Source organism: Brumimicrobium salinarum (genome assembly GCF_002844555.1).
In the GTDB taxonomy this organism is placed as follows: domain Bacteria; phylum Bacteroidota; class Bacteroidia; order Flavobacteriales_D; family Crocinitomicaceae; genus Brumimicrobium; species Brumimicrobium salinarum.
In genome coordinates, this window is record NZ_PJNI01000079.1 from 1 (window position 1) to 379 (window position 379).

General features: G+C 30.1%; 1 protein-coding gene. It reads left to right on the plus strand.

What is annotated here, in order from left to right; genetic code table 11:
- Positions 1-282 (plus strand): hypothetical protein (locus tag CW751_RS15530; protein WP_165779343.1); only part of this gene is annotated, 282 nt, incomplete at its 5' end.
- Positions 283-379 lie beyond the last annotated feature (97 nt).

The following is a 379-nucleotide window of genomic DNA, read 5'->3' on the forward strand; positions in this document are numbered from 1 at the left end:
GGAATTACATATCTCAAAATCACAGGAACTCCTGATAACACAAGTGCAATTGTTGACGAAACTAATGAGCAATTTAATATAGTGGTCAATGAAAACCAATTGAATATTGTTGCACAAACAAATGGCACAATACGTATTTTTAATAACATTGGCCAATTACAAGGCGAGTTCAACATTGTTACTGGAGAAAATGACATTCCACATACGACTCAAGGAGTATCATTTTTGGTTTTCACCAATGCAAGCAATAATTTAATCTCAAGGAAAAAAATATTGAAATAAAACTTACTGCTTTTTAATACTACTATAAAGGATGTCTCACTAACATCCTTTTTTTGTTTTTAAGGTTTTGTTTGTTAAACCAAAAAATACAACTAAA